This is a genomic window from Massilia cellulosiltytica (assembly GCF_047325105.1).
Classification (GTDB): Bacteria; Pseudomonadota; Gammaproteobacteria; order Burkholderiales; family Burkholderiaceae_D; genus Telluria; species Telluria orientalis.
In genome coordinates, this window is the sequence record NZ_CP168562.1 from 1,265,407 (window position 1) to 1,292,077 (window position 26,671).

Below are 26,671 nucleotides of genomic sequence, written 5' to 3' on the forward strand. Positions count from 1 at the left end.
GGGCATTACAGGCGCATGGGTAGAATCTCCTGAAGACGAACCCATATTCTAGCAGGAGTGCCGCATCGAACCCCAACACTACGTCGTCGTCACGATCGGCTCGGCCGGCGACCTGTTCCCGTTTCTCGCGCTGGCGCTCGCCCTGCGTGCCCGCGGCCACCGCGTGAGCTTCCTCGCGCCCGGGCAGCACGGCCCGTGGGTACGGCCGACCGGCTTGCCGTTCACCGGCCTGCCCGCCGACGAAGCCGTGCTGCGCGATCCCGACCTGTGGCATCCCACGCGCGGCTTCGGCGTCGTGTGGCGCGCGACGCGGCCCGCGATGGCGCGCATCGTTCCCTTCGTCGCCGCGCTGCCGCAGGAAGAATCCTGCGTGCTGCTCGTGCATCCGCTCGCGCTGCCCGAGGCCGACTTGTGCCGCGTGGTGCATCCTGGCGTGAGGATCGCCGCCGCCTACCTCGCGCCGGCAAACCTCATGACGGTACACGATCCGTTGCTGGTAGGCCCGTGGCGCGTGCCCGCGTGGGTGCCGCTGTCCGCGCGCCGGGCGTTCTGGCGCTGGGTGGGCAGGCGCTTCATCGATCCCGTCGCGCTGGCGGACGTGAATGCGGCGCGCACGCCGCACGGCCTGGCACCGGTGCCGTCGCTGATGGACTGGATCGCGTCCGTGCCCGACCTGTCGGTGACGCTGTTCCCCGACTGGTTCGCGCCCACGCAGCCGGACTGGCCGCAACCGCTGGTGCGCGGCGATTTTCCCTTGTTCGATCCGCATGGCGATGCGTCGCTGGCGCCCGGGCTGACGGCGTTCCTGCAGGCCGGTGCACCGCCGCTCGTGTTCACGCACGGCACCGGCAACACGCAGGCAGCTGCATATTTCCGTGACGCCGCCGCAGCAGCCACGCGGCTGGGGGGGCGCGCGATCTTCCTCACGCCGCACCGCGAGCAGGTGCCGGCCGACCTGCCGCCAGCCATGCTGTGGCAGGACTACGTGCCGCTGCGGGCACTGCTGCCGCAGGCCGCGGCGCTCGTCCACCACGGCGGCATCGGCACGACGGCGGAGGCGCTGCGCGCGGGGACGCCGCAGCTCGTCGTGCCGCTGGCGCACGACCAGTTCGACAACGGCGCGCGCGTGACGGCGCTCGGCGTCGGCGCGAGCCTGCCGGCCGGGCGGCTGAACGAACGGCGGCTCGTGCGCGCGCTGGACGATCTGCTGGCGGCGCCCGGCCTGGCGGCTCGGACGCGTGCGGTGGCGGCGCGCTTCCCGCCGGGCGGCGGCATCGACAAGGTGTGCGACGCGCTTTCCCGAAGCGGGCAAGAATAGCGGTCGCCATCGACAAGGAGAAGCGGCATGAAAAGAAGCGCACTCGTCGTGGGCGCCAGCGGGATCGGCGGCCATGCCACGGCACGGGAACTGCTGGCCCACGGCTGGACCGTGTACGGCCTCGCGCGCCGCCCGCCCGCCGACCTGCCGGGCCTGATCCCCGTGCCGGCCGACCTGATGGATCCGGAACGGCTCGGCGCAGCGCTCGCCACGGCATTTGGCGACAGTGGCCCGACGCACGTCTTCATCACGACGTGGATGCGCCAGGACAGCGAAGCGGAAAACATCCGCGTCAACGCCGCGCTCGTGCGCAACCTGCTCGATGCCCTCAGCCGCCGCAAGACGCTGCGCCACGTGGCGCTGGTGACGGGCCTGAAGCACTACCTCGGCCCGTTCGAGGCGTACGCCAGTTCCGGCACCTTGCCCGACACGCCGCTGCGCGAATCGCAGCCGCGCCTGCCCCTCGACAATTTTTATTACGCGCAGGAAGACGAGGTCTACGCGGCGGCCGCCCGTGATCGCTTCACGTGGACCGTGCACCGGCCCCACACGGTCATCGGCATGGCGGTCGGCAATGCGATGAACCTGGGCACGACGCTGGCCGTGTACGCGTCGATCTGCAAGGCGACGGGCCGGCCGTTCCGCTTCCCCGGTTCGCGGGCGCAGTGGGAAGGCCTGTCCGACGTGACGGATGCGCGCATGCTCGCGCAGCAGCTGCGCTGGGCCGCCGACCACGACGCCGCGCGCAACGAGGCCTTCAACATCACGAACGGCGACTACTTCCGCTGGAGCTGGCTGTGGCGCCGGCTCGCGGCGTGGTTCGGCGTCCAGGCCGCCGGTTTCGAGGGCGAGATGCGGCCGCTCGAAGCCGAGATGGCGAACGACCACGCCGTCTGGCGCGAGCTCGCCACGCGCCACAAGCTCGTCGAGGCGGACCTGAACCGGCTCGTGTCGCCGTGGCACACGGACCTCGACCTCGGCCGTCCCATCGAAGTGATGACAGACATGGCGAACAGCCGCCGCCTCGGCTTTGCCGCGTGGCAGTCGACCGAGGATTCGTTCTACGACCTGTTTGCCGAGTTGCGGGCGCGGATGCTGATCCCCTAGCCGACCCGTCGTTTCCGCGAAGGCGCACTAGTGTCCGGAATACTGTTTTCAAAAACCGTCAGAAATAGCATCGTCATTCCCGCGCAAGCGGGAATCCATACTCAGTATGCTAACTACGTTCTTCATTTCCACCGCGTTGGCTACAAAGAGCCGACTTCGAGCAGTCAGCATGGGTTCCCGCTTTCGCGGGAACGACGGTTTTTCCTATGGCGGGCCTATTTTCGACGGTAAAAATTATTCCGGACAGCAGTGCGCGAAGGCGGGAACCTGAGTTTTGTGCACACCGACTACGTGTAACGGTAGCGGCATGCGAGCCATTGGGTTCCCGGCAAGGGGACGCCTGATCCGGGAACGACGGTCCAACTGTGTTCGACCGCACCGACTGCCGGGTTTGCATGTGCTGAAATGAGGCATCGTGAAGCATCCGGAGCCGCAGGCATGCGCGACCAAACATTGAAGACAGGCCACGTGCGCGTGCGCGGCGCGCGCGAGCACAATCTGAAGAACGTCGACCTCGACATCCCGCGCGACGCGCTCGTCGTGTTCACGGGCGTGTCCGGCTCGGGCAAGTCGTCGCTCGCGTTCGGGACACTCTATGCGGAAGCGCAGCGGCGCTACCTGGAATCCGTCTCGCCCTACGCGCGCCGGCTGTTCCACCAGATGCCCGTGCCGGAAGTCGACGACATCGACGGCCTGCCGCCCGCCGTCGCCCTGCAACAGCAGCGCGGCACGCCGACGACGCGGTCCTCGGTCGGCAGCGTGTCGACCCTGTCGAACTCCCTGCGCATGCTGTATTCGCGCGCCGGCGATTATCCGCCCGGCCAGGAGCTGCTGTACGCCGAATCGTTCTCGCCCAACACGGCGGAAGGCGCGTGTCCGCAATGCTCGGGACTTGGGCGCGTGTACGACGCGACGGAAGCGTCGATGGTGCCGGACGACAGCCTGACGATCCGCGAGCGCGCCGTCGCCGCGTGGCCGCCCGCCTGGCACGGCCAGAACCTGCGCGACATCCTCGTCACCATGGGCTACGACGTCGACACGCCGTGGCGCGACCTGCCCAGGAAGGACCGCGACTGGATCCTGTTCACCGACGAGACGCCCACCGTGCCCGTGTACGCGGGCCTCACGCCGGAGGAAACGCGCCGCGCCCTGAAGCGCAAGGAGACGCCCAGCTACCAGGGCACGTTCAGCGGCGCGCGCCGCTACGTGCTGCAGACGTTCGCGAACACGGAAAGCGCGTCGATGAAGAAGCGCGTGGCGCGCTACATGGTGAGCACGGAATGCCCGCTGTGCCAGGGCCGCCGCCTGCGCCAGGAAGCCTTGTCCGTGACGTTTGCCGGCATGGACATCATGACCTTGTCGCGCGTCCCGCTGGACCGCCTGGCGCAGATGCTGCGTCCTTACGCGGATGGAAAGGCACCCAGGCGTGCCGATAAACACCCGGAGCAGCTGATCGTCACGCAGCGCATCGCCGCGGACCTGTGCGCGCGGCTCGACACGATGCTGGCGCTGGGCCTGGGCTACCTCGCGCTGGAACGCAGCACGCCGACCCTGTCGCCGGGAGAATTGCAGCGCCTGCGCCTCGCCACGCAGGTGAGGTCGAACCTGTTCGGCGTCGTGTACGTGCTGGACGAGCCGTCGGCCGGCCTGCATCCGGCCGACACCGAAGCGCTGCTGGACGCGCTCGCGCACCTGAAGGCGGCCGGCAATTCGCTGTTCGTCGTCGAGCACGCGCTCGATGTGATCCGGCACGCCGACTGGATCGTCGACGTCGGTCCGCAGGCAGGCGAGAAAGGCGGCCAGATTCTATACAGCGGCCCGCCGGAGGGCCTGCGCGACGTGAAGGGCTCGCACACGCGGCGCTATCTGTTCACGGATGCGCAGGACGCCGTGCGCCCGCCGGAACGGACCCCGCGCGAGCCGGCCGGGTGGCTGCGGCTGGAAGGCGTCACGCGCAACAACCTGCACGATATCGCGGTCTGCTTCCCGCTCGGCGTGATGACGGGCGTGACGGGCGTCTCCGGCTCCGGCAAGTCGACGCTCGTGAGCCAGGTGCTCGTCGACCTCGTCGGCGCGGCGCTTGGACAGGGAGCGGCCGACGCCGAGGCGGAGGAAGGCATGGACCTGGAGCGCGAGGCCGACATCCCGACCGTCGGCCACATCGCGGGCCCCATGCACGGCATCCGCCGCCTCGTGCGCGTGGACCAGAGGCCGATCGGCCGCACGCCCCGGTCGAACCTCGCCACGTACACGGGCCTGTTCGACCAGGTGCGCAAACTGTTCGCGGCGACGCCGGCCGCGAAGAAGCGCCGCTACGACGCCGGCCGGTTCTCGTTCAATGTGGCGAAGGGCCGCTGCGAACATTGCGCGGGGGAGGGCTTCGTGATGGTCGAGCTGCTGTTCCTGCCGAGCGTGTACGCGCCTTGTCCCACGTGCGGCGGCGCGCGCTACAACGCCGACACGCTGGCGATCCGCTACAACGATCGCAACATCGCGGACGTGCTGGGCATGACGGTCGACGAGGCGCATGCGTTCTTCGCGGACGAGGAAGCCGTCGCGCGGCCGCTCTCCGTGCTGCGCGAGGTGGGCCTCGGTTATTTGCGGCTGGGGCAGAGCGCGACGGAGCTCTCGGGCGGCGAGGCGCAGCGCATCAAGCTGGCGACCGAACTGCAGCGCGCCGGCCGCGGCGGGACGCTGTACGTCCTGGACGAGCCGACGACGGGCCTGCACCCGCTCGACGCCGACCGCCTGCTGGCCCAGCTCGACCGTCTCGTCGATGCGGGCAACACCGTCATCATGGTCGAGCACACGATGCGCGTGGTGGCTGCGTGCGACTGGGTGATCGACATCGGCCCGGGTGCGGGCGAGGCGGGCGGCAAGGTGGTGGCGGAGGGGCCGCCGGCGCACGTCGCCAGGGAGAAGGGCAGCCGCACCGCGCCGTATCTTCGGCGATCTTTGTCGTAAATACGTCGCAACGCCGTCGACTTGGCAAAAATTCACGTTCAAGCGAACGCCTCGGATTCTTTGCTTGCGTTACACTTGGGATATTTTTTTCACAAGAGTAACCACACAGCATGCCCGGTTCGAGTATCGATAGTGACCAATTCCGCCGGATCCTGTCGCGCAACGTCGCCATGCCCCTGGGCATGGGCGTGCTCAGCGCGCTCGTCTTCGTCGGTATCATCGCCTACCTCATCAATGTCCTGAGCTGGGTCGAGCATTCCGAGCACGTGATCGGCCGCGCCAACGAGGTCAGCCGCTTGTCGTCCGACATGGAGGCCGGCATGCGCGGCTACGTGCTGTCCGGCGACGACGATTTCCTGGAGCCTTACCTGTCGGCCAAGCCGCGCATGGATGCCGAGCTGAAGAATCTCGAGCGGCTCGTGGACGACAACCGGGCCCAGCTCGACCGCATCGAACGGGTGCGCGCGGCTCAGGCCCAGTGGCAGGCGTTCGCCGAAGAGATGATCGGCATGCGCGCCAAGAAGAGCGATTTCGTCGAGATCATCCAGAACATCAAGGCCGGCCGCGGCAAGATCCTGACCGACCAGGTCCGGCGCGAGTTCCTCGAATTCATCCTGGAAGAACAACGCATCCTGCAGGAACGGAACGCGACGTCGCGCTCCGTGATCGCATGGTCCGTCGCCGCCTTCCTCGCGTTCAGCCTGATCGTGGCCGGCCTGCTCGCCGTGTTCGGCCGGCGCGACCTGCAGGCGCTGTCCAAATCGTACGGCGATATCCTGCAGCACGAAGAAGACCACAATACCCAGCTGATGCAACAGGCGTGGCTGCGCTCGGGCCAGACGGAACTGGTCGGGAAGACGACGGGTATCATCAGCCTGGAACCGCTGGCCGACGCCGTGCTGAACTATGTGGCGAACTACCTGAACGGCGTCGTGGCCGCGATGTACGTGCGCGCGGAGGACGGTACGTTGACCCGCATCGGCGCGTACGGGTTCGCGCATGCGGACACGGACCGCGCGCGCATCGTGCATCCGACCGAGTCGCTGGCCGCGCAGGCCGCCGCCCAGAACCGCATCGTCACCTTGCGCGACCTGCCGCCGGACTACATCAAGGTCGGCTCGGCGCTGGGCGAGACGGCGCCGCGCGAGCTCCTGATCGCGCCCGTGTCGAACTTTGGCAAGATCAAGGGCGTCATCGAGATCGGCTTCCTGCACGGCGTGCGCGAGCGCGACGTCCAGTTCATGGAGACGATCGCCCCGTCGGTCGGCGCCGCCGTCGCCAACGTGCTGCACCGCCAGCGCCTGCAGGCCGCGCTGGAAGAGCAGCAGGCCCTGAACGAGGAATTGCAGGTGCAGCAGGAAGAACTGCGCACGGCGAACGAAGAGCTGGAAGAACAGTCGCGCGCGCTGGAGGAATCGCAGTCGGCGCTGGAAAACCAGCAGGCCGAGCTGGAGCAGACGAACGAACAGCTGGCCGAGCAGGCCACCAACCTCGATAACAAGAACAGCGCGCTGGTGCAGGCCCAGGAGCAGTTGCGCGAGCGGGCGCTGGAACTGGAGCGCGCGAGCCGCTACAAGTCCGAGTTCCTCGCGAACATGTCGCACGAACTGCGCACGCCGCTGAACTCGTCGCTGATCCTGGCGAAACTGCTGGCCGACAATACGGGCGGCAATTTGAACGACGAGCAGGTGCGCTTCGCCCAGACGATTTATTCGGCGGGCAATGATCTGCTGAACCTGATCAACGACATCCTCGACATCTCGAAGGTCGAGGCCGGCAAGCTGGAGCTCGTGCCGGAAGACTTGCCGCTGCGCCGCGTCATCGAGGGCCTGGCCCGCGTGTTCGAACCGCTGGCGCGCCAGAAGAACCTGGACTTCAGCCTGACGGTCGAGCCGAACGTGCCGATCAGCATCCACACGGACCGCCAGCGCCTGGAACAGATCCTCAAGAACCTGCTGTCGAACGCCGTCAAGTTCACGGACAAGGGCAAGGTGCATCTCACCGTGAGCGCCAACACGGATGGCTGGATCCAGTTCACCGTGCAGGATTCCGGCATCGGCATCGCGCCCGAGCAGCAGGACAAGATCTTCGACGCGTTCCACCAGGCCGACGGCTCCACCGCGCGCAAGTACGGCGGCACGGGCCTGGGCCTGTCCATCTCGCGCGACCTGACCGCTTTGCTGGGCGGCACCCTGACGCTCACGAGTGCGCCGGGCGAGGGCAGTACGTTCGTGCTGAGCCTGCCGCGCAACGGCACCGTCGCCGCGACGCCGCCCGTGCTGCCGCCGGCGCAGCCGCCCGTGCGCGCACCCGTGCCGGAACCGGAGCCGGTAGCGCCGGCGCAGGGCCTGGCGTTGCCGGCGTTCGCCGACGACCGCGCCCAGCCCGCCGCCGGCGTGCGCACGGTGCTCGTGGTCGAGGACGAGCCGGAATTCGCGCGCATCCTGTACGGCCTTGCGCACGACATGGAATTCCGCTGCCTCGTCGCGCTGACGGCACAGGAAGGCCTGGAACTGGCGACGAACGAGAGTCCCGACGCGATCCTGCTCGACATCCGCCTGCCGGACGGCTCCGGCCTGTCCGTGCTGCAACAGCTGAAGGACAACCCGGGCACGCGCCACATCCCCGTCCACGTCGTCTCGAGCCAGGAGAACGGCGGCGAGGCGCTGCACCTGGGGGCGATCGGCTACGCACTGAAACCGACGTCGCGCGAGCAGCTGGAAGACGTGTTCCGCAAGCTGAAGGACAAGTCGTCGCAGGAAATGAAACGCGTGCTGCTCGTGGAAGACGACGAACGCCAGCGCGACAGCGTCGTGCAATTGATTTCCGATACGGACGTCGAGATCGCGGCCGTCGGGTCCGGCACGGAAGCGCTGGACCTGTTGCGCACGCAGACATTCGACTGCATGATCATCGACTTGAAGCTGCCGGACATGCAGGGTAACGAGTTGCTCAAGCGTATGTCGTTGGAAGAACTGTGTTCGTTCCCGCCCGTCATCGTGTACACGGGACGCAATCTGACCCGCGACGAGGAAGCGGAACTGCTGAAATATTCGCGCTCGATTATCATCAAGGGTGCGCGCTCGCCGGAGCGCCTGCTGGACGAGGTCACGCTGTTCCTGCACAAGGTGGAATCGGAACTGTCGTCGGAACGCCAGTCGATGCTCAAGACGGTGCGCGGACGCGACCGCGTGTTCGAAGGCCGCACGATCCTGCTCGTGGACGATGACGTGCGCAATGTGTTCGCGTTGACCAGTGCCCTGGAACAACGCGGCGCCAGGGTGGAGGTGGGGCGCAATGGGTATGAAGCCATTGCCAAGCTCGATGAACATGAGTCGATCGACCTGGTCCTGATGGACGTGATGATGCCAGGCATGGATGGACTGGAAGCGACGCGTCGCATCCGCCAGGACAAGCGCTTCGCGCGCCTCCCGATCATCGCGATCACGGCGAAGGCGATGAAGGACGACCAGGAACAATGCTTGGCCGCCGGCGCCAATGACTATCTTGCCAAGCCGATCGACCTGACCCGGCTGTACTCGCTGCTGCGCGTGTGGATGCCGACGCTGGAGCGCATTTGAAAAAGACTATGCACAGCCTGCCGAGCGACGACATCGAGTTGCGGATGCTGGTCGAGGCTGTCTACCTCAAGTACAACTACGATTTCCGCGACTACACGGGCGCCTCGCAAAAGCGCCGCGTGCTTGCCGCGCTGCGCGCGATGGAATGCGAAACGATCTCGGCTTTGCAGGCGCGCGTCATGCACGACCCTGCCGCGTTCGCGCAGCTATTGCAGTTTTTGACCATCCCGGTGACGGAAATGTTCCGCGACCCGGATTATTATCTGGCTGTACGCCGGCTCGTCGTGCCGTTCCTGAAGACGTACCCGTCGCTGAACGTGTGGGTGGCCGGCTGCAGTACGGGCGAGGAAGTGGTTTCGCTCGCGATCCTGCTGCACGAGGAGGGCCTGCTGGAGCGCACGCAGATGTACGCGACCGACATCAATCCGGAGTCGCTGGAAGCGGCACGACGCGGCGTGATGCCGCTGGATAAGATGCGCGTGTACACGGAGAATTACCAGAAGGCGGGCGGCACGCGCGCGTTTTCCGATTACTACACGGCGGCCTATGGCGGCGCGCTGTTCGACCGCGCGCTCGTCGAGAACGTCACGTTCGCGGACCACAGCCTCGCCACGGACAGCGTGTTCGCGGAGACGCATTTCATCAGCTGCCGCAACGTGATGATCTACTTTAACCGGCGCCTGCAGGACCGGGTGCTGGGCCTGTTCCACGAATCGCTGTGCCACCGCGGCTTCCTTGGCCTCGGCAGCAAGGAAAGCATCGACTTTTCCACGTATGCCCGGCAATTCGAGCCGCTCGCACGGCGGGAACGGGTGTTCCGCAAGGTGGCGCCATGAGCCCCGGCTTCGACCCCGGTCCGCAGGAAGGCGCGCTGCGCGCGGCACTGCGCGGCCGGCGCTTCGAGGCCGTCGTGATCGGCGGCTCGGCCGGCGGCGTGGATGCGCTCGTCACGCTGCTGCCCGCGATTCCGGCGGCCTATTCTTTGCCCGTGTTCTGCATCCTGCACATGCCGGGCGACCGCGAAAGCCGCCTGGCCGAGCTGTTCGACGAGCGCCTGCCCGTGCGCGTGAAGGAGGCGGCCGACAAGGAAGAAATCGTGCCCGGCACCGTGTACTTCGCCGCACCGGGCTACCATCTGTCCGTCGAACGCGACCGCACGTTCTCGATCAGTTGCGAGCCGCCCGTGCACTTCGCGCGGCCCGCGATCGACGTGCTGATGGAATCCAGCGCGGACGCCTACGGTCCGGCCCTGGCGGGCATCCTGCTCACGGGCGCGAACCACGACGGCGCGGACGGCATGGCCCGTATCCGCGCGCGCGGCGGCTTCACCGTCGTGCAGGACCCCGCCGACGCCCAGGTGCCCACGATGCCCGTGACCGCCATCAACCGCTGCAAACCGAACCTGATACTGCCTCTGGCGCGCATCCACGCCTTGTTGCCCATGTTGGAGATGAATGAACCATGAGCGCACATGACCCCAGTAAATTGCTGATCGTCGACGACCTGCCGGAAAACCTGCGCGCCCTCGACGCGCTGATCCGCGACGAGCAGCGCCTCGTGTTCCAGGCCCAGTCCGGCGAGGAAGCCCTGTCCCTGATGCTCGAACACGAGTTCGCGCTGGCCATCCTCGACGTGCAGATGCCCGGCATGGACGGCTTCGAACTCGCCGAGCTGATGCGCTCCACCTCGCGCACCCGCAATATCCCGATCGTGTTCGTGTCCGCCGCCGGCCGCGAGCTGAACTATGCGTTCAAGGGCTACGAGACGGGCGCCGTCGATTTTCTCTATAAACCGCTGGACCCGGACGCCGTGCGCAGCAAGGTGCACGTGTTCGTCACGCTGGACCAGCAGCGGCGCGAGATGCAGCGCCAGATGGAAGCGCTGGAAGCGGCGCGGCGCGAGCAGGAGGTGCTGCTGGGCGAGCTGAACGCGACGCAGGCCGAGCTGCAGCGCTCGCTGCGCATGCGCGACGAATTCATGTCCCTCGTCGCGCACGAGCTGCGCACGCCACTCAACACGCTGTTCCTGGAAACCCAAATGCGCAGCCTGCAACTGAAGCGGGGCAATTTGCCGGCGTTCAATCCGGACCATATGAACAGCATGATCAAGCGCGACGAGCGCCAGATCAAGGCGATGATCCGCCTGATCGACGACATGCTGGACGTCTCGCGCATGAAGAGCGGGACGCTGTCGATCCGCCCGGCCAAGGTCGAACTGATGGCCTTGCTGGAACGCGTCGTGAACGATTTGTCGTTGCAGGCCGCGGCGGCCGGCGCCAACGTCGTGCTGGCGCCGCATCACCCGGTCGAAGGATTCTGGGACGAATTCCGTATCGAACAGGTCGTCGTCAACCTGCTGACCAATGCGATGCGCTATGGCGGCGGCGGCGCGGTCGAGGTCAGTGTCCATGCTGAGGGATGCAACGTCCGCATCGCGGTGCGCGACCACGGCAAGGGCATCGCGCCGGACTTCATCGAACGCATCTTCGAACCCTACGAGCGCGGCGCGAAAAGCGGCGAGCCGAAGGGCCTGGGCCTGGGCCTGTACATCTCGCGCCAGCTGGCCGCGTCGCATGGCGGCCAGTTGACGGTCGAGAGCACGCCGGGGCAGGGGGCGACGTTCAGCCTCGTCCTGCCGTGCACGGAAACGGCGTTGCAGCCGGCGGCCGCGCCTGCCTGATCCTTGTGCCGCCAATGTTCCCGATAGGCGCAGGCTATCCACGTCTGATAGCTAAAATTAATTGATAGAATCTGTTCAATCAATTTCACATGAATGGTGTGACAGGGTATAGTTCACACCTAAGCTTTTTTTAACCCCGAAAGAGGAGTACTGAATGTCCATCATCAACACCGAAATCAAGCCGTTCAAAGCAACCGCTTACCACGCAGGCAAGTTCATCGACCTGACCGAAGCCGATTTCAAAGGCACGTGGTCGGTCCTGATGTTCTACCCGGCGGACTTCACCTTCGTCTGCCCGACCGAGCTGGAAGACCTGGCTGCTTTCCAGCCGGAATTCGAAAAGATGGGCGTCAAAGTCTACGGCGTGTCGACCGACACCCACTTCGCCCACAAGGCATGGCACGACACGTCGGACGCGATCAAGAAGGTCAACTACCCGCTGATCGGCGACCCGACCGGCCTGCTGTCGCGTAACTTCGAAGTCATGATCGAAGAAGAAGGCCTGGCCCTGCGCGGCACCTTCGTGATCAATCCGGAAGGCCAGATCAAGGTCATGGAAGTGCACGACAACGGCATCGGCCGCGACGCGTCGGAACTGATGCGCAAAGTGAAGGCAGCCCAGTACGTCGCATCGCACCCGGGCGAAGTCTGCCCGGCCAAGTGGACCGAAGGCGCCGAAACGCTGAAGCCGTCGCTGGACCTGGTCGGCAAGATCTAAGACCTGAAGCAGCACCTGTAACACCGTAGTACCAGGCACCGGCCGCGGGGGGCGGCCGGTGCCCCCTCCCACGAGCCCAACCGGAATGGGCCCGCACGAATAACACAGGCGATCTCGCTAGTCGATCTGCCGGTCCAGATTCACTATTTAGATTATCGGATGCGTCCTCGATGGACCGCATCGGCCTGAACACGACTGAACGAAAGGATACGATCATGCTCGAACAAGAACTGAAAAACCAACTCGCCGGCTACCTGCAACGCGTCCAGCAACCGTTCGAGATCGTCGCCTCGCTCGACGACAGCGACACGTCGAAGCAGATGCTCGACCTGCTGCAGACGATCCAGGGCCTGCGCGCCGACAAGATCACGCTGCGCACGGACGGCAACGACGCCCGCAAGCCGTCGTTTACCCTGAAGCGCGTCGGTACCGACATGAATCTGCGTTTCGCCGGCCTGCCGCTGGGCCACGAATTCACGTCGCTCGTGCTGGCGCTGCTGTGGACGGGCGGCCATCCGCCGAAAGTCGAAGCCGAGACGATAGCCGCGATCAAGGCGCTGGACGGCGATTATGAATTCGAGATGTACATGTCGCTGACCTGCCATAACTGCCCGGACGTCGTGCAGGCCCTGTCGCTGATGGCGATCCTGAACCCGCGCGTGAAGACGACCGTGATCGAAGGCGGCGCGTTCCAGGCCGAAGTCGAGTCGCGCAAGGTGATGGCCGTGCCGATGGTATTCCTGAACGGCGAACTGTTCGGCTCGGGCCGCATGCTGATCGAAGAGATCGTCGCCAAGCTGGACAAGGGCGCCGGCGCCCGCGACGCCGCGAAACTGAACGCGAAGGATCCGTACGACGTGCTGATCGTCGGCGGCGGCCCGTCGGGTGCGGCAGCGGCAGTGTACGCGGCCCGCAAAGGCATCCGCACCGGCGTCGCGACGGAGCGCTTCGGCGGCCAGGTGAACGACACGATGTCGATCGAGAATTACATCTCGGTGCTGGAAACGGACGGCCCGAAATTTTCAAGCGCGCTGGAAGCGCAGGTGCGCCACTACGGCGTGGATATCATGACGCAGCAGATCGCGGCCAGGATCATTCCGCCGGCCGCGCCCGGTGAACTGGTCGAAGTGCAGTTCGAGAATGGCGGCTCGCTGAAGTCGAGCACCGTGATCCTGTCGACGGGTGCGCGCTGGAGGAACGTGAACGTGCCGGGCGAGCAGGAGTACAAGAACGCCGGCGTGAACTACTGCCCGCACTGCGACGGTCCGCTGTACAAGGGCAAGCGCGTGGCGGTCATCGGCGGCGGCAACTCGGGCGTGGAAGCGGCGATCGACCTGGCCGGTATCGTCGAGCATGTGACGCTGATCGAATTCGCGTCGCAGCTGAAGGCGGACGCGGTGCTCGTCAACAAGGTCGAGAGCCTGTCGAACGTGACGATCCACGTCAACGCGCAGACGACGGAAATCACCGGTGACGGCAGCAAGGTCAACGGCATCAAGTTCAAGGACCGCATCAGCGGCGAGGAACACCACGTGCCGCTGGCGGGCGTGTTCGTCCAGATCGGCCTCGTGCCGAACACCGAGTTCCTGAAGGGCACGGTGGAACTGTCGCGCTTCGGCGAGATCGTCGTGGACGCCCACGGCCGCACCAACATCCCGGGCGTGTTCGCCGCGGGCGATGCGACGACGACGCCGTTCAAGCAGATCGTCATCGCGGCGGGCGACGGTGCGAAGGCGGCGCTGTCCGCGTTCGACTACCTGATCCGCATGCCGGTGGCCGTCGAAGCAGCGTAAGCGTGTAGCGTCAGATCAAAGCCCGGACGGAAAACCGCCCGGGCTTTTTGTTTCCCAAATTCGGGGTCAGAGCTCATTTTTTCCCGAATTCGGGGTCAGAGCACATTTCTGATCAATTTCCCCAGAGCACAAGAATTTTCCAAACGCGGACGGTCATATGCGGACAGCGGCTGGGCTGCCGTCGCTAATTTGAGCAAACTTGCTTCCAAGATCGTGCATCAAAAAGTGCTCTGACCCCGAATTTTCACGAAAAAGTGCTCTGACCCCGAATTTCAGGAACGCGTCCGGCGCCGCAGCGCCAGGGCGGCCAGCACGCAGCCTGTCGCGAACAGGGGCAGGCCGGCCGGCTCCGGCACCTTCGTGGCGGTCACGAACGCGGCGTCGGCCCAGACCGTGGCGGGTGCGCCCGGCATCAGGTCGATCGACGCGACGTTGCCCATCGTGCCCGGCACGTAGTTGTCGAGCGCCGCATTCACCAGGGCGATCCCGAAGCCGGTGCCGATCGTGCCGCCCGGCGCGATGTCGAACGCGGCGTCGAAGCCGAGCAGGCCGCCGAACGTCACCGCCTGCAGCAGTTCGTTGAACGTCTGCCCGTTGCCGAGCGTGACCGCGGTGCCGATGTCGCCGCCGACGTCGCCCGTCGGCAGCGCGGTGCCGCCGAACGCGCCCGTGAAATGGGTCAGCGTGGCCGTCGCCGGCGTCGCGCCTGCCAGGGCCGCGAACGTCAGGTCGAGATAGCCGGTGCCCGTCAGGTTCGTCGTGTCGACGGTGAAGTGATACATCGGCCCGGCGAACGCCGTGTTCGCGCCACCGGCGAGGGCCAGCGCCAGCAGGGCGCGTGTAAAGAAGGAGGTCAGGTGCTTGATCATGGCGAAGTCTTTCAGAACGTGATGCCTTGGAGTTTCGGGGTGTAGGCGATGGCGCCCTTCGATGGGTTGCCGAACGTCGTCGTCACGGTGACGGTGGCGCCGGGCGCGAGCTGGTTCACGGGCAGCGCGATGTACGGGACGCCGTTCACGTCACCCTGCTTGTTGTCGAGCGTGACGCCGGGCGTCAGGCCTTCCAGCACGAGGCGCAGCGTCGATGCCGTGAGCGTCGCGCCCGTCGTATTCGTGAACGACACCGTGCCGCTGAACTGGCCCGTGAAGCGGTTCGCCGTCAGGCCACCCTGCACGATCTTCACGCTGCCGGTGAGGTCGGCGACGCCGGGCTGGCTCACGAAGGTGCTGATGCTGGACGGTTCCAGGTCGGCGCTGGCGCCGCCCGCGATGACCGGGTAGTCGCCAGCATAACTCTCGTTCGCGGCGGCCGACGTGACATAGCGCTGCAGGGTGCGGGGCGCGCCGCTGCCGAACGTCAGGTCGACGCGGCGCTGGGCCGTGCCGTTGTTGACCGCCACGACGACGACCTTGCCGTCGCCGCCCTTGTACGCGGTCACGTACACGTCCGGGTAGGGATTCTGCGTGGCGCCGATGCGCACGTAGCCAGGCCGCACGAATTTCGCGTACTGCGACATGATCCAGCCGCGCTTGCTGACGTTGCCGTCTTCCGTGATCAGCCCGTAGAACCGGCGGATGTACCACCACACGTACGCGCTGTAGTTCGCGGCCATGCTCCGGTGGACCTCGATCGCGACGGGCATCGCCTTCGCCCAGTCGTTGGCGTCCGATGTGCTGTCCGTGTAGTGCTCCGTCATCCACACCTCCTTGCCCTTGGCGCGCGCAAGCGGGTAGTCGCTGGGCGTCGTGCCGTACAGATGGCCCGCCACGATGGACAGCTGGGCCGCCGCGCCCGCGTCGTTCAGGATCGGATCGGACAGCACCTTGCGCATGCCCAGCGATTCCGGCGCCATCAGCTTGAGGCCGGCGAAGCGCGGGCCCTGCGACTTGATGAAGTCGATGAACTGGGCCGACGTCCACGTGCAGCCTTCGTAGTCCGGATCCCAGTCCGGCTCGTTCTGCACGGAGATGCCGTACAGCTGGGCGCCGTTGGTGCGCATGTAGTCCGCGAATCCCAGCAGGTGCGTCGCGTAGTCCGGGTAGTAGCTCGGGATCAGGCTGCCGTGTGCGATGGCGTTCGACGTCTTCATGTACGGCGGCGGCGTCCACGGCGTGGCGAACAGGGTGACGCCCTTGGCCTTCGCCAGCTTCGCCGTCGGCAGCTGCGTGGCCCACGCGGTGCTGGACGCGTCGATGCGCATCCGCATGATCGTCAGGCCGATCTGGCCCTGTCCCGTGCCGAACGCGGTGTCGACCTGCGCCGGCGTGAGGTCGGCGATCCAGCCCGCGCCGTTATGCCCGCCGAACCCGCGGATGACCTGGTAGGTCGTCGCGGGATCGATGGCGACCGTCTGCGCGACGGCCGCGGGGAGCGCGGACATCGCGAGCAAAGGCAGGCTCCATCGTAGTAAACGTTGTTTCAACATGACTCATCTCCTCCTGGTGGGTTTTATTGACTTACTGACTTACAAAAGTGTTGACGCTGCCGGGATCGATCCACGCGGTCGCGACGCCGCCCGTCACCGTGTACTGGCCCGCATAGCCCGTGTTGTCGGTCGACGTGGTGCGGTATTTCGTGAAGCCGGGGGCGGCGCTGCCGACCTGCAGCTGCAACTGGCGCTGCGACGTGCCGTTGTTGATGGCCACGACGACCAGCTTGCCGGCGGTGTTCTTGTAGGCGGTGACGAAGACGTCGGCATACGGTTTTTCCGTCGCGGCGACGCGCACGGAACCGGGGCGGACGTATTTCGCGAACTGCGCCATGATGTAGCCGCGCTTGCTGACGTTGCCGTCCTCCGTCAGCAGGCCGTAGGAGCGGCGGATGTACCACCACACGTAGGCGCTGTAGTTGGCCACCATGCTGTTGTGCAGTTCCAGCGCCACCGGCATCGCCTTCGACCAGTCGTTGGCGCTGGACGTGCTGTCGGTGAAGTGCTCCGTCATCCACACCTCCTTGCCCTTCGCACGGGCGAGGGAATAGTCGCTCGGGTTCACGCCGTACAGGTGGCCGGCGACGATGTCGAACTGTGGTGCGGCCGTCGCGCTGTTGAGGATGGGATCGGTGAGCGGCTTGTAGAAGGTGGCGGACTCGCCCGCGATCACCTTGAAGGTGCCGAAGCGCGACCCCTGGCTCGACAGGTAATCGATGAATTGCTGCGAGTTCCACAGGCAGCTTTCGTAGTCCGGGGCGAAGTCGGGTTCGTTCTGGATCGAGATGGCGTACAGCGCGGCGCCGCCGGCCTGCATCGTGCTCGCGAAGTTCAGCAGGTGCGTGGTGTAGTCGCCATAGCGGCTCGGCAACAGGCTTCCCTGGACCAGGCTGTTGTTCGTCTTCATGTTCGCCGGCGGCGTCCACGGCGTCCCGAACAGGATCGCGCCCTTCGCCTTGGCGAGCTGCGCGGACGCCAGTTGCGTGGACCACTTGCTTGGGTCCGGATCGATGCGCAGGCGCATGATGGACAGGCCGATCTGGCCCGTGCCGGTGCCGAACGCGGCGTCGACCTGGGCCGCGGTCAGCTCCGCCGCCCAGCCGGCGCCGCTGAAGCCGCCGAAGCCGCGCACGGTCTGGTACGTCGTGGCCGGGTTGATGGCGACCGTCTGCGCGGACGCGCCGGCGGCAAAGGCGGACAACATGACGAGCGCCGACGCGACGCGGCGGGTGGTGCGCGAAAAAGCATGGGGCATGAACATCTCCGTGGTTCGGGTTGATTGCCGGGCGGGGGCGGCCCGGAGTTCACTGCGTGTGCTGCTTTTACTGCGGACCCGTGCCGGGATCGCCGGCGGGCAGGACGAGCGACGCCCCTGCCCGCTGTGAGGGCACAGGATCACCGTGAAAAAAAAGCGGACTGTCGGGGCGCGCGTTCAGCGCGGGGCGGGACGAGAGGGAGGACGCGGTCGGCGCTGCGGGATCAGGGTGTGCGGCATATCTCCTCCGATTATTGTTATTTACTGTTATTTCACAAAATTATGTTTGCGATAACATTTTATGGCAACTATCTTATGCCTCGGTGGATGCCTGATCAAACCAAAGATTGTTAGCAATAATTCACAAATTGTATTTATGCCAACCGGGTGGAGGCCATGTCGCGCGTGTGTCGGCGCCGCTGGCCGTCGCGCCGCTCCACGTGGGTGCGAGAGGGGACCGGATGGGCGCCCGTACCGTCCAGCCCGAACTCCAGCGCATGGCGCAGCGCGCGTACGGTGACCGGTTTCGTGACGGTGGCGCTGAACGCGTGATACAGCGGCGGGAACGGTTCGTCCTCGTCGAGCAGCAGGATCGTGGGGGTGTCGGGCGCAAGGCGGGAGAGTTCGCCGGGCAGCGAGCGCCGGTCACCGGCGGCGTGCGCGCTGGAGGTGAGGATCACGTCGAAGTGCAGCGCCTGCATGGCGTTCAGCGTCGCCTGCGCCGTCGTCGTCTGGGCGACAACGTAGCCGAGCGACTTGAGCAGGGTGGCACTGTGGCGGCGTGCGGCCGCGTCATCGTCGTATATCAGGGCGTACTTCATGATGAGTCCTCCTGGCTCAGGTATGGCGACCTCCTCATACTGATCAACTGTCAATTTGTAACAAATGATACGGACGACAATGAGAGGATACGTGGCGTCTTCAGTGGTAAAACAGCGGCGCGAAGCCATTCAATGCATCGGTTTCGCACAGGAGCCACGTCGCCGCGCTCGTGAGCGCGAGCCAGGCTGCGGTAAAGGGAGCGGGCAGGAAGCGGACCATGATGAACCTCCGAATGCGGATTGCTGTCGTGTTGATGTTGATGTCATCTTAGAACGCGTTCTTGAGAGAAACTATCGGCTGGCAATCCGTCGACCTGTAGGAATAAACCTCGTCGCTCTGTCTGACCGCATGGGGTCGCTCGTGCATAGCCTCCTACGGTGGCTGTAGGTTGCGTCCTATGGTGTGTGGCCGTGCTCAGGCTTACATTGGCTGCATCATGACCACACACGATCCCAAACTCCTCCACAAGGGTGTGCTCGCGGTACGCCGCAACACCATTCGCCGCCTGCTGCATACGGTGTTCGGCATCGAACACCTGCGCGACGGCCAGCAACGCGTGATCGACAGCGTCCTCGATGGCAGGGACACGCTGGCGATCATGCCGACCGGCAGCGGTAAATCGCTGTGCTACCAGATCCCCGCCCGCATCCTGGACGGCATGACGGTCGTCGTCTCGCCGCTGATCTCGCTGATGAAAGACCAGCTGGAAAAGCTCGGGGAGCTCGGTATCCGCGCCGAGCAGGTCAACAGCAGCCTGTCGGCGGAAGAGGAGAGGAACGCATTGGCCGCGATCGCGGAGGGCCGCTGCGAGATCGTGTTCTGCACGCCCGAGCGCCTCGTCATGCCCGAATTCGTCGACGTGCTGAAGGCCGTGAAAATCGCCCTCGTCGTCGTCGACGAAGCCCACTGCATCTCGCAATGGGGCCATGATTTCCGCCCGGCCTATCTCGAGATGGCCGGCGCGATCGAGGCGCTGGGCCGTCCGCCCGTGCTGGCGCTGACGGCCACCGCGACGGAGGACGTGATCGACGACATCGGCCGCCAACTCAATCGCCCGCGGATGAACGTCATCAACACAGGCATCTACCGGCCGAACCTGCAGTACGCCGTCGTGCAGGTGACGAACCCGGACGAGAAACTGCAGGCGGCGCTGCGTCTCGTGCGCGAGACGGCAGGCACGGGCATCGTCTACGCAGCCACCGTCAAGATGGCCGAGGAGATGCACCAGGTGCTGCTGGACGCCGGCGAATCCGTCACGCTCTACCACGGCAAGCTGGCAGCCAGCGAGCGCAAGGCGAACCAGGACCTGTTCATGAACGACGAACGGCGCGTGATGGTGGCGACGAACGCGTTCGGCATGGGCATCGACAAGCCCGACACGCGCTTTGTCATCCACTTGCAGATTCCCGCGAACCTGGAAGCCTATTACCAGGAATCGGGCCGCGCGGGCCGCGACGGCCAGGACGCCAGCTGCACCCTGCTGTTCCTGCAGGACGACAAGCGCGTGCAGCAGTTCTTCCTCGTGAAGCACTACCCGACGGCGGACGAGATCCGCGCCGTGTACGAGGCCGTGCACGCGCTGACCGAAAACGAGACGGCGACGCCGGATCGCGTGCATGACGTAGCCGGCGAACTGGCGGGGCCGCACCTGAAGGTGTGTTTGAAACTGCTGAAGGATGCGAAGCTGCTGCGCCAGAACCGCAAGCTCGCGTACCTGCCCGGCAGCGCGTCGCCCAAGGATAAACTGTTCGCGGCGATGGCCGAGGTGTATCGCCAGAAGCAGGAGCGCGACAAGGAAGCGCTCGAACAGATGGTATCGTATGCCGTGAGCGGTTTCTGCCGCTGGAAGCTGCTGCTCGATTATTTCGGCGACGAGGTCGAAGGCTTCGAGAAGTGCTGCCGCTGCGACAACTGCCTGAACCCGCCGGCCGCCGTGCTGACGGAAGATATCGACATCCGCGACGACGAGTTCGACCGCGAACCGGACGCAGACGCGCCGGCCGGCCCCGCGTTCGACGCGGGCGCGCGCGTGACGGTGCCGAAGTATGGCGAAGGCGTCGTGCTGTCCGTGTCCGGGGACCAGGTCCACATCGAATTCCCGGACGGCGAGCAGCGCGCGTTCCTCGCCGATTTCGTGACGCCAGCATAACAAGGAGGACGCCGAACGCATGGGCGACATGGTCATCGTAAGGAAGGAAGGCCTGTACTGTGTGCCGGGCCAGTTCTACATCGACCCGTGGCGGCCGGTCGACCGGGCCGTCATCACCCATGCCCACGGCGACCATGCGCGCTGGGGCCACAAGCACTACCTGGCCTCGCAGCAAAGTGTCGGCATCCTGAAGTCGCGCCTCGGCCAGGACATCAACATCGAGGGCCTCGAATACGGCGACAAGGTTGTCCACAACGGCGTGACGATCTCGCTGCACCCGGCGGGGCACGTGCTCGGCTCCGCTCAGGTCCGGATGGAGCACCAGGGCGAGATCTGGGTCGCGTCGGGCGACTACAAGGTCGAGCCGGACGCCACGTGCGCGCCGTTCGAGGCGGTGCGCTGCCACACCTTCATCACGGAATCCACGTTCGGCCTGCCGATCTACCGCTGGGATCCTCAGCAGGAAGTCTTCGACGACATCAACCGCTGGTGGCGCCGCAATGCCGACGAGGGGCGCACGAGCATCCTGTACGCCTACGCGTTCGGCAAGGCGCAGCGCCTGCTCTGTGGGTTGGACCCTTCTGTCGGGCCCATTGTCTGCCACGGCGCCGTCGAGCCGCTGAACCGCATCTACCGCGAGGGCGGCGTGGTCCTGCCGCACACGCAGCTCGTCAGCGAGACGGACAAGGCGGACCTGAAAAAGGCGCTCGTGCTGGCGCCGCCGTCCGCATCGGGCTCGCCGTGGACGCGCCGCTTCGGCGACTATTCCGACGCCTTCGCCAGCGGCTGGATGCTGCTGCGCGGGGCGCGCCGGCGGCGCGGCGTCGACCGCGGGTTCGTGTTGTCCGACCACGCCGACTGGCCCGGCCTGCTGGACGCGATCCACGCCACCGGCGCGCAGCAGGTGATCGTCACGCACGGCTCGATTCCCGTGATGGTGCGCTGGCTGTGCCAGATCGGCCTCGATGCGAAAGCGTTCGACACGGAATACGGCGAGGAGGATGACGAAGCCGTGACGGCCACACCGGGTGAGCCCGTGGAGGAGGCGAAGGATGCGTGAATTCGCCCGCCTGTACGCCGAACTCGACGAAACCACCGCCACCAACCGCAAGCTCGAGGCGCTGCAGAATTACTTCGCCAGCGCCGCGCCGGAAAACGCCGCCTGGGCCGTGTACTTCCTCGCGGGCGGCAAGCCGCGCCAGGCCGTGCCGAGTAAGCTCATGCGCCAGTACGCCATCGAATACGCGGGCCTGGACGAGTGGCTGTTCGACGAATCGTATGCGGCCGTCGGCGACATGGCCGAGACCATCGCCCACATCCTGCCGCCGCCCAAGCGCCACAGCGATGTCGGCCTGGCCGTGTGGATGGAAGAGCGCATCGGCCCGTTGCGCGGTGCCGATCCGGGCACGATCCGGGAAGCGCTGTTCTCGTACTGGGACGAACTGACGTGGCGCGAACGCTTCCTGTTCGTGAAGCTGATCGGCGGCGGCTTTCGCGTGGGCGTGTCGAAGCTGCTCGTCACGCGCGCGCTGGCGTCCATCGCCGCGGTCGATTCGAAGCTGATCGCGCAGCGCCTGATGGGCTGGACGGATGGCCGTGTCAAGCCGACGGCGACGGGCTTCCTGCAACTGATCGCGGCGCAGACGGACAACGAGCACCAGCTGCGCGGCGGCCAGCCTTACCCCTTCTTCCTCGCCCACCAGCTGCAGGGCGAGCCTGCTGCCTTGGGCGACATGGGCGACTGGCAGGTCGAGTGGAAGTACGATGGCATCCGCGCGCAACTCGTGCGGCGCGGCGGCCAGAACTACCTGTGGTCGCGCGGCGAGGACCTGATCACGGAACGCTTCCCGGAGCTCGCGAGTCTATCCCTGCCGGAAGGCACCGTGATCGACGGCGAGGTACTGATCTGGACGACGGGTGATTCGCCGGCACCGTTCGCCGACCTGCAGAAGCGCATCGGCCGCAAGACGCTGTCCGCGAAACTGCTGGCCGAGCTGCCCGCGGTACTGCTCGCGTACGACCTGCTGGAACTGGACGGTGTGGACACGCGCGCGCTGCCCCAGCACGAACGGCGCGCGCTGCTGGAGACACTCGTCACGGGCGCGGCGCAACCGCAGCTGCGCATCTCGCCGCTCGTGACGGCCGACAGCTGGGACGATCTCGGCAAGTTGCGCGCGGAATCGCGGGCGCGCGGGGTCGAGGGGATGATGCTGAAAGCACGGAACGCGCAGTACGGCGTAGGCCGCACGAAGGACGTCGGCACATGGTGGAAGTGGAAGATCGATCCGTACGCCATCGACGCGGTGCTGATCTATGCGCAGGCGGGCAGCGGGCGGCGCGCGTCGCTGTACACGGATTACACGTTCGCCGTGTGGGATGGCGAGGGTGACGCGCGCAAGCTCGTTCCGTTCGCGAAAGCGTATTCGGGCCTGACGGATGCGGAAATCGCGCAGGTCGACAACATCATCCGCAAGACGACGGTGGAAAAATTCGGGCCTGTGCGGTCCGTGAAGCCGACGATGGTGTTCGAAATCGGCTTCGAAGGCATCGCGCTGTCCACGCGCCACAAGGCGGGCATCGCCGTGCGCTTTCCCCGCATCCTGCGGCGGCGCGACGACAAGCCCGTCGAAGAGGCGGATACGCTCGATACGTTGAAAGGCCTGCTGGGAGCCGTCACGCCATGACCAGGACCCAGGCGGAAGCGGCCGTCGACGCGTGGTTCGCATCGCGCGGCTGGAAGATCTTTCCGTTCCAGCGCGCGGTGTGGAAGGCCGCGCTGGCGGGCGAATCGGGCCTGCTGCATGCGAACACGGGTGCCGGCAAGACGTACGCCGTGTGGTTCGCGGCGCTGCTGCGTGGCGCGAATCGTACCCGGCGCGCAAACACGGGCCTGCGCGTGCTGTGGATCACGCCGATGCGCGCGCTGGCGGCGGACACGCAGCGGTCGCTGGAAGTGGCGGCGGCCGAACTGGGCGCCGCGAGCCCGGACGTCATCGGCACGTGGTCGATCGGCGCGCGCACGGGCGACACGGGCGCGGCCGAGCGCGCGCGCCAGTCCAAGTCGCTGCCCGGTGCGCTGATCACGACACCGGAAAGCCTGTCGTTGCTGCTGTCGCACGCGGCCGCGCGCGACCAGTTCAGGCACCTGGACATGATCATCATCGACGAGTGGCATGAGCTGATGGGGAGCAAGCGCGGCGTGCAGGTGCAGCTCGCGCTGGCGCGGCTGCGGCGCTGGAATCCCGGTCTCGTCGTCTGGGGCCTGTCCGCGACGATGGGCAATCTCGCCGAAGCGCGCGGCGTGCTGCTGGGCGATCCGGAAGCCGGCGTGCTCGTCGAAGGCGACCTGAAAAAACAGATCGTCGTCGACTGCCTCGTGCCCCAGGGCGTGGCGCGCTTTCCGTGGGCAGGCCACCTGGGCCTGCAGATGCTGCAGCCGGTGATCGACGAGATCGAGCAGCACGCCGCGACGCTGGTCTTCACGAACACGCGCTCGCAGTCGGAGCTGTGGTACCAGAACATCATCGAGGCGCGCCCGGACTGGGCCGGCCTCGTCGCGCTGCATCACGGCTCGCTCGACCGCGAGGTGCGCGAATGGGTCGAGACGGGCCTCAAGCGCGGCGACCTGAAAGCCGTCGTGTGCACGGCGAGCCTGGACCTGGGCGTCGATTTTTTACCCGTCGAGCGCGTGCTGCAGGTCGGCAGCGCGAAGGGCATCGCGCGCCTGCTGCAGCGCGCGGGGCGCAGCGGCCACGCACCGGGGCGCATCTCGCGCGTGACGCTCGTGCCGACGAACAGCCTGGAATTGCTGGAAGCGGCGGGCGCCAAGCGCGCCGTCGCCACGCGCCGCATCGAGGCCAGGCAAGTGCCGAACAAGCCGTTCGACGTGCTCGTGCAGCACCTCGTCACCGTCGCGCTGGGCGGCGGCTTCCGTTCCGAAGCGTTTTACGAGGAAGTGAAAAGCGCGTGGTCGTACCGCCACCTCACGCCGGAAGAATGGCAATGGGCGCTGGATTTCGTCGCGCGCGGCGGCCAGAGCCTGACGGTCTATCCGGAATACAAGCGCGTGCTGCCGGACGAGGAGGGCGTCTACCGCGTGCCCGACGTGAAGATCGGCCGGCGCCACCGCATGGGGATCGGCACCATCGTGTCGGACGCGCAGATGCAGGTGAAATACGTGAGCGGCGGCCGTATCGGCAGCGTGGAGGAATCGTTCATCGGGCGCATGAAGCCGGGCGACCGCTTCCTGTTCTCCGGCCGCATCCTGGAACTCGTGCGCGTGCACGAGATGACGGCGTACGTGAAGCGCTCGGAATCGACGCGCGGCGCCGTCAGCCGCTGGCAGGGCACCAAGATGCCGCTGTCGTCCGAGCTCGCGCATGCGGCGCTCGAAGAATTGAAAATGGCCGGGGAGGGCATCTACGACGGGCCGGAAATGCGCGCGCTGCAGCCGCTGCTGGAGATCCAGGCCCGCTGGTCGGCGCTGCCCGACAGCGACGTGCTCGTCGTGGAAAGCATGAAGAGCCGCGAGGGCTACCACCTGTTCGTGTACCCGTTCGCGGGACGCGCCGTGCACACGGGGCTCGCATCGCTGTTCGCGTACCGCGTCGGGCGCGTCATGCCGAGCACCTTTTCCATCGCCGTCAACGATTACGGGTTCGAGCTGCTGGCGCCCGAAGCCGTCGACTGGGCGACCGTGTTCGCTGCGGAGACGGGCGCCGACGTCGGCCTGTTCGACACGTCGCACCTGCTCGAGGACGTGCTGGACAGCCTGAACGCGACGCAGTTGTCGCAGCAGCGCTTCCGCGAAGTGGCGCGCATCGCGGGGCTCATCTTCCAGGGGTATCCGGGCCAGCACAAATCCATGCGCCAGGTGCAGGCGTCGTCGTCGCTGTTCTTCGAAGTCTTCCGCAAGCACGACAGCGGCAACCTGCTGCTCACGCAGGCCGAACGCGAAGTGCTGGAGCAGGAACTGGAGCTCACGCGGCTGCGCGACACGCTCGTCGAGCTGCACGCGCGCCGTATCGCCTTCCGCGAGGTGAAGCGCGCCACGCCGTTCGGCTTTCCGCTGATGGTCGAGCGCTTCCGCGAAAAGGTCAGCACGGAAAAGCTGGCGGACCGCGTCGCGCGCATGGTGCGGGAACTGGAAAAGGCGGCCGGGGCATGAGCAGTGTCACCGTCGACGCCGCCGGCGAGCAGCTCGTGCTGCTGCCGCAGAAGGCCGTGTACTGGCCGCGCGAAAAACTGCTGGCCATCGCCGACATCCACTTCGGCAAGGCGGCCGCGTTCCGCTCGTTCGGCATCCCCGTACCGCGCGGGACGACGACGGAAAACCTCGACGCCCTCGACGCCCTCATCGATGCGACGGGCGCGAACCACGTGCTGTTCCTCGGCGACTTCCTGCATGCGCGCGCGGCGCACGCGGCGGGCACGCAGGCCGCGCTGCTCGCATGGCGCCGGCGGCGCTGCGACCTCGTGCTGACGCTCGTGCGCGGCAACCACGACAAGCATGCGGGCGACCCGGCCGACGTGCTGGGCATCGACCTCGTCGACGAGCCGTACACGGTCGGCCCGCTGTCGTTCTGCCACCACCCGGATCTGGACGCGCCCGGCTATGTGCTGGCGGGGCACGTGCATCCAGTGTATGTCTTGGCGACACGTTTCGACGCCCTGCGGCTGCCGTGCTTCGTCCTAGGCCCGCGTCGGATGATCCTGCCGTCTTTCGGATCTTTTACCGGCGGACACGCCATCCGTCCGGAGGAAGGCGATCGCATTTTTATTACCTCCGGGGAAGCCGTGCACAGCGTTCGCTAACGCACCGAGCCCGTCCAGTGCGCGGCGTAAGCTGGTCTTATCG

The 26,671-nt window shown here is 66.3% G+C and carries 18 protein-coding genes; 14 read left to right on the top strand and 4 right to left on the bottom strand.

Features of this window, described 5'->3' with window-relative positions:
* Positions 1-94 precede the first annotated feature (94 nt).
* From ACEN9H_RS05640 to ahpF, 9 genes are all read left to right on the top strand, one after another.
* Positions 95-1,318, top strand: a complete 1,224-nt coding sequence (locus ACEN9H_RS05640; RefSeq protein WP_413675556.1) for a glycosyltransferase — start codon at positions 95-97, stop codon at positions 1,316-1,318.
* A gap of 27 nt (positions 1,319-1,345) precedes the next feature.
* Complete coding sequence (locus ACEN9H_RS05645; RefSeq protein WP_413674057.1) at positions 1,346-2,425, top strand: SDR family oxidoreductase; 1,080 nt, start codon at positions 1,346-1,348, stop codon at positions 2,423-2,425.
* Between the two features lie 438 nt (positions 2,426-2,863).
* Positions 2,864-5,389, top strand: coding sequence for an excinuclease ABC subunit A (locus tag ACEN9H_RS05650; RefSeq protein WP_413674058.1), 2,526 nt, complete (start codon positions 2,864-2,866; stop codon positions 5,387-5,389).
* 110 nt (positions 5,390-5,499) lie between these two features.
* Positions 5,500-8,970 (top strand): response regulator, encoded by a 3,471-nt coding sequence (locus ACEN9H_RS05655; RefSeq protein ID WP_413674059.1) that lies wholly within the window; start codon positions 5,500-5,502, stop codon positions 8,968-8,970.
* Between the two features lie 8 nt (positions 8,971-8,978).
* On the top strand, positions 8,979-9,806 hold the full coding sequence (locus ACEN9H_RS05660; RefSeq protein ID WP_160410269.1) for a CheR family methyltransferase: 828 nt from the start codon (positions 8,979-8,981) through the stop codon (positions 9,804-9,806).
* Positions 9,803-10,435, top strand: a complete 633-nt coding sequence (locus ACEN9H_RS05665; RefSeq protein WP_413674060.1) for a chemotaxis protein CheB — start codon at positions 9,803-9,805, stop codon at positions 10,433-10,435. The genes ACEN9H_RS05660 and ACEN9H_RS05665 overlap by 4 nt, the downstream gene beginning before the upstream one ends.
* Entirely contained in the window at positions 10,432-11,649 is a 1,218-nt protein-coding gene (locus tag ACEN9H_RS05670) for an ATP-binding protein (protein WP_413674061.1), read from the top strand. The genes ACEN9H_RS05665 and ACEN9H_RS05670 overlap by 4 nt, the downstream gene beginning before the upstream one ends.
* A gap of 154 nt (positions 11,650-11,803) precedes the next feature.
* Complete coding sequence (ahpC, locus tag ACEN9H_RS05675; RefSeq protein WP_056136676.1) at positions 11,804-12,367, top strand: alkyl hydroperoxide reductase subunit C; 564 nt, start codon at positions 11,804-11,806, stop codon at positions 12,365-12,367.
* A gap of 215 nt (positions 12,368-12,582) precedes the next feature.
* A complete protein-coding gene (gene ahpF / locus ACEN9H_RS05680; RefSeq protein WP_413674062.1) occupies positions 12,583-14,160 on the top strand; it encodes an alkyl hydroperoxide reductase subunit F in 1,578 nt (525 codons plus the stop codon).
* 272 nt (positions 14,161-14,432) lie between these two features.
* On the opposite strand, the gene ACEN9H_RS05685 is transcribed toward ahpF, so the two are convergent.
* The 4 genes from ACEN9H_RS05685 to ACEN9H_RS05700 form a co-directional block, all read right to left on the bottom strand.
* Positions 14,433-15,029, bottom strand: coding sequence for an NF038129 family PEP-CTERM protein (locus ACEN9H_RS05685; protein ID WP_413674063.1), 597 nt, complete (start codon positions 15,027-15,029; stop codon positions 14,433-14,435).
* An 11-nt stretch (positions 15,030-15,040) separates the two neighbouring features.
* Positions 15,041-16,585: a glycoside hydrolase family 30 protein gene (locus ACEN9H_RS05690; protein ID WP_371770840.1), complete on the bottom strand. Its 1,545-nt coding sequence runs from the start codon at positions 16,583-16,585 to the stop codon at positions 15,041-15,043.
* 31 nt (positions 16,586-16,616) lie between these two features.
* A complete protein-coding gene (locus ACEN9H_RS05695) occupies positions 16,617-17,843 on the bottom strand; it encodes a glycoside hydrolase family 30 protein (protein ID WP_413674064.1) in 1,227 nt (408 codons plus the stop codon).
* A 374-nt stretch (positions 17,844-18,217) separates the two neighbouring features.
* Entirely contained in the window at positions 18,218-18,664 is a 447-nt protein-coding gene (locus ACEN9H_RS05700) for a hypothetical protein (protein WP_413674065.1), read from the bottom strand.
* Positions 18,665-19,101: 437 nt separating this feature from the next.
* Here ACEN9H_RS05700 and ACEN9H_RS05705 point away from each other — a divergent pair, with 437 nt between their 5' ends.
* Genes ACEN9H_RS05705 through pdeM form a run of 5 tightly spaced genes read left to right on the top strand, consistent with a single transcriptional unit; the run spans position 19,102 to position 26,628 of the window.
* On the top strand, positions 19,102-20,814 hold the full coding sequence (locus ACEN9H_RS05705) for a RecQ family ATP-dependent DNA helicase (RefSeq protein ID WP_413674066.1): 1,713 nt from the start codon (positions 19,102-19,104) through the stop codon (positions 20,812-20,814).
* 19 nt (positions 20,815-20,833) lie between these two features.
* On the top strand, positions 20,834-21,874 hold the full coding sequence (locus ACEN9H_RS05710; RefSeq protein WP_056136684.1) for a ligase-associated DNA damage response exonuclease: 1,041 nt from the start codon (positions 20,834-20,836) through the stop codon (positions 21,872-21,874).
* Positions 21,867-23,498, top strand: coding sequence for an ATP-dependent DNA ligase (locus ACEN9H_RS05715; RefSeq protein WP_413674067.1), 1,632 nt, complete (start codon positions 21,867-21,869; stop codon positions 23,496-23,498). Before ACEN9H_RS05710 ends, ACEN9H_RS05715 begins: the two co-directional genes overlap by 8 nt.
* Complete coding sequence (locus ACEN9H_RS05720; protein ID WP_413674068.1) at positions 23,495-25,981, top strand: ligase-associated DNA damage response DEXH box helicase; 2,487 nt, start codon at positions 23,495-23,497, stop codon at positions 25,979-25,981. The genes ACEN9H_RS05715 and ACEN9H_RS05720 overlap by 4 nt, the downstream gene beginning before the upstream one ends.
* Complete coding sequence (gene pdeM / locus ACEN9H_RS05725) at positions 25,978-26,628, top strand: ligase-associated DNA damage response endonuclease PdeM (protein ID WP_160410276.1); 651 nt, start codon at positions 25,978-25,980, stop codon at positions 26,626-26,628. Before ACEN9H_RS05720 ends, pdeM begins: the two co-directional genes overlap by 4 nt.
* The last annotated feature ends 43 nt before the right edge of the window (positions 26,629-26,671 follow it).